Source organism: Allobosea sp., from assembly GCF_030694325.1.
In the GTDB taxonomy this organism is placed as follows: domain Bacteria; phylum Pseudomonadota; class Alphaproteobacteria; order Rhizobiales; family Beijerinckiaceae; genus Allobosea.
In genome coordinates, this window is sequence record NZ_JAUXYO010000071.1 from 1 (window position 1) to 7,076 (window position 7,076).

The window sequence follows — 7,076 nt, forward strand, 5'->3', positions numbered from 1 at the left end:
AGACGATCGACTTGATCCACTTGATCGCGGCTTCGATCGACTTGCCGTCGGCCGAGGCGATCTTGATGGTGCCGTCGTCCTCGATGTTGACCTTCGCGCCGGTCTTCTCGACGATTTCGCGGATGACCTTGCCGCCGGAGCCGATGACTTCGCGGATCTTGTCGACCGGGATCTTCATCGTCTCGATGCGCGGGGCATACTCGCCGAGCTGGCCGCGCGCGGTCGACAGCGCCTTGTTCATCTCGTCGAGGATGTGGTCGCGACCGCCCTTGGCCTGGTCGAGGGCGACCTTCATGATCTCCTCGGTGATGCCGGCGATCTTGATGTCCATCTGCAGCGAGGTGATGCCCTCGGCCGTTCCGGCACCCTTGAAGTCCATGTCGCCGAGATGGTCCTCGTCACCCAGGATGTCGGAGAGCACCGCGAAGCGCTCGCCTTCCAGGATCAGGCCCATGGCGATGCCCGCGACCGGCGCCTTCAGCGGCACGCCGGCATCCATCAGCGCCAGCGAGGTGCCGCAGACGGTGGCCATCGAGGACGAGCCGTTCGACTCGGTGATCTCCGAGACGACGCGGATCGTGTAGGGGAACTCCGACTTCGCCGGCAGCATCGGCCGGATGGCGCGCCAGGCGAGCTTGCCATGGCCGATTTCGCGACGGCCGGGCGAACACATGCGGCCGGCTTCACCCACCGAATAGGGGGGGAAGTTGTAGTGCAGCAGGAAGGTCTCCTTATAGGTGCCCTCCAGCGAGTCGATGAACTGCTCGTCGTCGCCGGTGCCGAGCGTGGTCACGACCAGCGCCTGCGTCTCGCCGCGGGTGAACAGGGCCGAGCCGTGGGTGCGCGGCAGGATGCCGGCCTCGGCGACGATCTTGCGGACGGTCTTGAGGTCACGGCCGTCGATGCGGACGCTGTCGTCCAGGATCATCCAGCGCACGACCTTGGCCTGCGCCTCCTTGAACTGGCTGCCGACCTGCTCCTTGGAGAAGGTCGTGACGCCGTCCGGGGTCTCCGAGATCAGCGAGGCGACCTTGGCCTTGGCGGCATCCAGCGCCTTGTAGCGCTCGGCCTTGGTGCGAATCTGGTAGGCGGCGCGGATGTCGGCGTCGACCAGCTTGAGAACCGCGTCGAGAACCGCGGAGTTGTCGGCCGGCGTATAGTCGCGCGGCTCCTTGGCGGCCTTCTCGGCCAGGCGGATGATGGCGTCGATCACTGGCTGGAAATGCTTGTGGCCGAACATCACGGCGCCGAGCATGATCTCCTCGGAGAGCTGCTTGGCCTCCGACTCGACCATCAGGACGGCGTCGGGCGTTCCGGCGACGACGAGGTCGAGCGCCGATTCCTTGATCTCGTCGACCAGCGGGTTGAGCTTGTAGGCGCCGTCGAAATAGCCGACGCGGGCGGCACCGACCGGGCCGGTGAAGGGAACGCCGGAGAGCGTCAGCGCGGCGGAGGCGGCGACCATCGCGACGATGTCGGGGTCGTTCTCGAGGTCATGCTGCAGCACGGTGCAGACGACCTGCGTCTCGTTGCGGTAGCCCTCGACGAAGAGCGGGCGGATCGGCCGGTCGATCAGGCGGGAGACCAGCGTCTCCTTCTCGGTCGGGCGGCCTTCGCGCTTGAAATAGCCACCCGGGATGCGGCCGGCGGCGAAGGTCTTTTCCTGGTAGTTCACGGTCAGCGGGAAGAAATCGATCCCCGGCTTCGGCGATTTGGCGGAGACGACAGTCGCGAGCACGACGGTCTCGCCATAGGTCGCGAGCACGGCGGCGTCGGCCTGGCGGGCGATCTTGCCGGTCTCGAGCACGAGCTTGCGCCCGCCCCACATCAGTTCTTCGGTCTGGACATCGAACATGGATTTTCTTTCGGATCGGATGCGACCCAGCCGGCGTCTCAAGCCCATGGGCAAGACGGCGAAGCGCTCGGTTCCGGACGGTCACGATCCGCGCCCGAGCGCTTTGCGATCCTGCCATGGGCGAGAGGCGCCCGGCGGGTCATGCGGCAGGCCGCCCCATGCGGCTGCCGCGTTGGAGAGGGGCTTGTGCCGCACCATTGCGGCGAACCCCTTTTACGAAAGCGCCCGGAGCGGAACCGCACCGGGCGTTGGCGTCAGCGGTCGATCAGCGGCGGATGCCGAGCTTCTCGATCAGCGAGCGGTAGCGCGGCTCGCTCTTGCTCTTCAGGTAGTCGAGCAGAGAACGGCGCTGCGAGACCATCTTGAGCAGGCCGCGACGGGAGTGGTTGTCCTTGGTGTGGGACTTGAAGTGGCCGGTCAGGTTGTTGATGCGCTCGGTGAGGATCGCGACCTGGACTTCCGGCGAGCCGGTGTCGTTCGGCTTGGTGGCATGCTCTTTCATGAGCGCTGTCTTGCGCTCGGCAGTGATCGACATCGTGTGATCCTTCGGTTGGGTGTTGATCTGGCGGGCCGCAGCCGGGATGTCGTCCAGCAGGGTCCGAAGCCCGCGATCCGCCTCATCGCGGAGGGGTCGCGCAGCCGGCCGCGAAGGCCGGTTGGCGGCGGTATACACGAAATGGCGGCAAATGCCAGCGTTCCGGCCGGAACTTGCGAAGCGGCCGGCCGTTGCAGGAGACGGGTCCAACGGCAGGTGTTGCGTTATGCGGAATTCGGACAAGGATCGCCTCATCATCGCGCTGGCCGCGCAGCTGCGGGCGGAACGCCAGACGCGCGAGGCGCTCGCCGCCGTCGTCGCCAATGGCCAGATCGACCGCGAGGTGCTGCTCGCCATCCTGGAAGACCCGGTCCCCGCCCCGTCGCGGGAGGATCTCGTCCGGGCGGATGCCCTCTCCCGCCGGCCGCATCTCGCTGCGAGGGCCGCCTGATGGCCCCGCGTCCCGCCTGGAAGGGCTATCTCAAGCTTTCGCTCGTCTCTTGCGCCGTCGAGCTGACCGGCACGACCGACCACAGCGAGAAGGTCTCGTTCCGCATCATCAACCGCAAGACCGGCAACACCGTGAAACGCCAATATGTCGATGGCGTCACCGGAAAGCCGGTCGAGGACGACGACGAGGTCAAGGGCTACGAGATCGGCGACAACGAGTACCTGCTGGTCGAGGAGGAGGAGATCGACGCCGTCCAGATCGAATCCTCGCACACCCTCTCGATCGAGCATTTCGTCGACCGCGCCGATATCCCGCAGATCTATTTCGACACGCCCTATTACGTCACGCCCTCCGACGACGTCTCCGAGGAGGCCTTCGCGGTGATCCGCGAGGCGATGGCGCGGCAGAAGAAGGCCGGCATCGCGCGCATCGTGCTCTACCGCCGCGAGCGGCCGGTGATGATCGAGCCCTTCGACAAGGGCCTGCTGCTGACGACGCTGCGCTATGACAAGACCGTGCGGAAGCCCGACGAGGTCTTCGGTGATCTGGGCAAGCCGAAGATCGATTCCGAGCTGATCGACCTCGCCACCCATATCATCGACAAGAAGCAGGCCGCCTTCGACCCGTCGGGCTTCGAGGACCGCTATGAGAGCGCCCTGCTGGAGCTGATCCGGGCCAAGCAGAAGGGCAAGAAGCCGCCCGTGGTCCAGGCGGCCGAGCGTCCCGCCAATGTCGTCAACCTGTTCGACGCGCTGAAGAAAAGCCTGGCCGGGGACGACGATGCCGGCGACGACGAGCCGGCAGCTTCCCCGGGAAAGAAGGCTGCCGCTTCTGGCTCGGCACCGGCGAAATCTGCCTCGCGCGCCAAATCTGCTGCCAAGTCCGCCAGGGCCAAGAAGAGCGCCTGAGGCCCGGGGGAGGGGTGAATGGCCGGCCTCGACGTCTATCGCGCGAAACGGGACTTCACCCGCACCAGCGAGCCCCAGGGGAAGGCCGCGCCCAGTCGAGCGGCCAAGGCGCGGGCGCGCCAGGCCCATGGCGGGGTCTTCGTGGTCCACAAGCACGCCGCCCGGCGCCTTCATTACGATCTCCGGCTCGAGCATGACGGCGTGCTCTGGTCGTGGGCGGTCACGCGGGGCCCGAGCCTCGATCCCGACGAGAAGCGGCTCGCCGTGCATGTCGAGGACCACCCGCTCGACTATGGCAGCTTCGAAGGCACGATCCCCGAGGGGCAGTATGGCGCCGGCTCCGTCATCGTCTGGGACGAGGGCCGCTGGGTCCCGGAGGGCGACCCGGACTTCGGTCTGCGGAAGGGTCATCTCTCCTTCATGCTGGAGGGTCACAAGCTCGCCGGGCAATGGCATCTCGTGCGCCTGAAGCCGCGCCGCGGCGAGAAGCGCGACAACTGGCTGCTGATCAAGGTTGATGACGCCGCCGCGAGGCCCGACGAGGACATTCTCGAAACCGCGCCCAATTCGGTTGCGTCAGGCCTGAGCATCGACGACATCGCCGAAGGCAAAGCGCCCGAGCCGAGGGTCTGGGGCAAAACGAAGCGGCCGGGAACGAACGACGTCAGCGAAGCCGGCCGGCAGCCGGCAGCCAGGTCGGCTGCGAACACCACGCGTGCGGCAAAGTCCAAAGCGGTTCGCAAGGCCGCTCCCAAGACGACCTCCAAGCCGCAGCCGCACGATGCCCTGCCGGATTTCGTGCCGCCCTGCCTGGCGACGCTGCAGGAGAAGCCGCCGGCCGGCGAGCGCTGGCTCCACGAGGTCAAGTTCGACGGCTACCGCCTTCAGGCCCGCATCGATAACGGGGCGGTGCGTCTCTTGACCCGCTCCGGGTTGGACTGGACCGATCGTTTCGGCGCGACGTTGTCGGAAGCGCTGGCCGGATTGCCCTGCGAGACGGCGCTGATCGACGGCGAGGTGGTCGCGCTTGGCGAGAGCGGGGTCTCCTCCTTCGGGGCTCTCCAGCAGGCGCTGTCGGATGGAACGACCGGCGCGCTCACATTCTTCGCCTTCGACTGCCTGCATCTCGACGGGCAGGATCTGCGTGCCGATCCGCTGATCGCGCGCAAGGGCCGGCTTGAGGATCTGCTGCGCGGCGCCGACGAGGCCGGCCCCCTGCGCTATAGCGAGCATTTCATCGAGCCGGGGCAGACCATGCTGCGCCATGCCTGCCGGATGGGGCTGGAAGGCGTCATCTCCAAGCGCGCCGACGCGCCCTATCGCAGCGGCCGCGGGCGCGACTGGGTGAAGTCGAAATGCACGCTGCGGCAGGAATTCGTCATCGCCGGCTATGTGCCCTCCGAGGGCTCGGGCCGCGAACTGGGCTCGATCCTCGCCGCCTATCACGAGGACGAGGCCCTCAAGCCGGCCGGGCGCGTCGGGACCGGCTTCACCCGCGCCTCGGCGGCCGCGCTAAAGCAGCGCCTCGACACGCTGCGGAGCGAGGCGTCACCCTTCGAGGGCGCGGCAGGCCGCGAAAAAGGTGTCGTCTGGGTGAAGCCGGAACTCGTTGCCGAGGTCGAATTCGGCGCCTGGACCGGCTCGAAGACGCTGCGGCATGCGAGCTTTCTGGGGCTCCGCGAGGACAAGCCGGCGCAGGAGGTGGTTGCAGAACAGCCGGCGGAGGTATCGGCGGGCGAAGCGCCGGCGTCGAAGGCGACAACCCGCTCGAGGAGCGGACCGGCGAAGACGAAACGCAAGCCGGCGAAAGCCGCGGGCGCATCGGCAGCCCCGAAGGCGACGACCTCGGTCAGGCTCTCAAGCCCCGACAAGCCGCTCTGGCCCGATATCGGTTTCACCAAGCAGGGCCTGCTCGACTACTACGCCACGATCTGGCCGGTGATGGCGCCGCATGTGATCGAGCGGCCGCTCAGCCTCGTCCGCGCCCCCAACGGCATCGCGGGGCACTCCTTCTTCCAGAAGCACGCGATGCCGGGGATGCACGAGGCGGTCCATCGCGTGAAGGACAAGGACGGCGAGGAACTGCTCGTCATCCGTGATTTCGACGGGTTGGCGGCGCTGGTCCAACTCGGCACGGTCGAGATTCATCTCTGGGGAGCGACGATCGAGGCCGTCGAAACGCCGGACCAGATCATCTTCGATCTCGATCCCGATCCGGGCGTGCCGCTGGAGCGCGTCCGGGAGGCGGCGCTGACCGTGCGCGACCGCCTGCGCGAAATCGGCTTCGAGAGCCTGCTGAAAACCTCGGGCGGAAAAGGGTACCATGTCGTGATGCCATTGCGCGCCGGTGCCGGCTGGGACCGGGTCAAGGGCTTCGCGCGCGATTTTGCCCAAGCCCTGGCCGGCAGTGAGCCGGCCCGCTTCACAGCGACGCTGTCGAAGAAGGCCCGCAAGGGCAAGATCTTCGTCGATTACCTGCGCAATGGCCGCGGCTCGACGGCGATCGCGCCTTATTCGACGCGGGCCCGCCCCGGCGCACCGGTAGCGATGCCGATTGCCTGGGAGGATCTGAAGACCACCGCTCCCGACGCTTTCGATGCCGCGACCCTGCTCGAGGAAGGGCCGCCGGCCGATCACTGGAACGGCTTTTTCGACGCAGCCCGCCCCCTCACGGGGAAGGGCTGAACCGGCCGAACTCAGAATTCTTCCCAGCCGGCGTCGCCGGCGCGGCTGTTGGCCACCTTTTTCGCGGCTGGAGCGGGTGCCGCAGCCGCAGCGTGAGGCTTGGGTGCGGCGGGCCGGTGCGCGGGCCGCGGCGCCTGCACCTTGGTCTGCGAGAACGCGGCTTGCGCGAGATGGCGCAGGCGCGCGGGCTCGGTCGAGGCCGACACGGCGCCGGAGCCGGAGCCGGAAAGGCCCTCCGGCCCGGTCCTGAACGCCGCCACGAGGTCGTTGAGCTGACCGATGCGATTGGACAACGATCCGGCTGAGGCGGCGCTCTGTTCGGCCAGCGCGGCGTTCTGCTGCGTCATCTCGTCGAGATGCGCGACGGCCTGGCTCATCTCGTCGATGCCGTTGGCCTGTTCGCCGGAGGCCGCCGAGATGTCGGCGATGGTGGCGGCGACCTTGCGGGAGGCCCCGAGGATCTGTTCCAGCGCCTCGCCGGCCTGGCGCACCAGCTTGACGCCCTCGCCGACCTCCATGTTCGAGGACGAGATCAGCGCCGAGATGTCCTTGGCGGCGGCGCTCGAGCGCTGAGCGAGGGTCCGCACCTCGGACGCGACTACGGCGAAGCCCTTGCCGGCGTCGCCCGCCCGCGCCGCCTCG

General features: G+C 67.7%; 6 protein-coding genes. 3 read left to right on the forward strand and 3 right to left on the reverse strand.

Translation table 11 applies throughout. The annotated features are described in order from the left end of the window. A partial coding sequence (gene pnp / locus Q8M82_RS03905) for a polyribonucleotide nucleotidyltransferase (protein ID WP_305690070.1) occupies window positions 1-1,855 on the reverse strand: 1,855 nt, incomplete at its 3' end. A 265-nt stretch (window positions 1,856-2,120) separates the two neighbouring features. Further along, the gene (gene rpsO, locus Q8M82_RS03910) at window positions 2,121-2,390 is read right to left on the reverse strand and encodes a 30S ribosomal protein S15 (RefSeq protein WP_069053202.1); all 270 of its coding nucleotides are present in this window, start codon (window positions 2,388-2,390) and stop codon (window positions 2,121-2,123) included. A 226-nt stretch (window positions 2,391-2,616) separates the two neighbouring features. On the opposite strand from rpsO, the gene Q8M82_RS03915 reads away from it, so the two are divergent. The 3 genes from Q8M82_RS03915 to ligD are packed head-to-tail and all read left to right on the forward strand — an operon-like array spanning window position 2,617 to window position 6,434. Then, on the forward strand, window positions 2,617-2,841 hold the full coding sequence (locus Q8M82_RS03915) for a hypothetical protein (protein WP_305690071.1): 225 nt from the start codon (window positions 2,617-2,619) through the stop codon (window positions 2,839-2,841). Continuing rightward, window positions 2,841-3,749, forward strand: coding sequence for a non-homologous end joining protein Ku (gene ku, locus Q8M82_RS03920; RefSeq protein WP_305690072.1), 909 nt, complete (start codon window positions 2,841-2,843; stop codon window positions 3,747-3,749). The genes Q8M82_RS03915 and ku overlap by 1 nt, the downstream gene beginning before the upstream one ends. Window positions 3,750-3,767: 18 nt before the next feature. After that, window positions 3,768-6,434, forward strand: coding sequence for a DNA ligase D (gene ligD, locus Q8M82_RS03925; protein WP_305690073.1), 2,667 nt, complete (start codon window positions 3,768-3,770; stop codon window positions 6,432-6,434). Window positions 6,435-6,445: 11 nt separating this feature from the next. On the opposite strand, the gene Q8M82_RS03930 is transcribed toward ligD, so the two are convergent. After that, window positions 6,446-7,076 (reverse strand): methyl-accepting chemotaxis protein (locus Q8M82_RS03930; RefSeq protein WP_305690074.1); only part of this gene is annotated, 631 nt, incomplete at its 5' end.

Excerpts from the sequence above, each read along its gene's own strand:
- rpsO (WP_069053202.1), bottom strand. The coding sequence starts at position 2,390 with ATGTCGATCACTGCCGAGCGCAAGACAGCGCTCATGAAAGAGCATGCC.
- Q8M82_RS03915 (WP_305690071.1), top strand. The coding sequence starts at position 2,617 with ATGCGGAATTCGGACAAGGATCGCCTCATCATCGCGCTGGCCGCGCAG.
- ku (WP_305690072.1), top strand. The coding sequence starts at position 2,841 with ATGGCCCCGCGTCCCGCCTGGAAGGGCTATCTCAAGCTTTCGCTCGTC.
- ligD (WP_305690073.1), top strand. The coding sequence starts at position 3,768 with ATGGCCGGCCTCGACGTCTATCGCGCGAAACGGGACTTCACCCGCACC.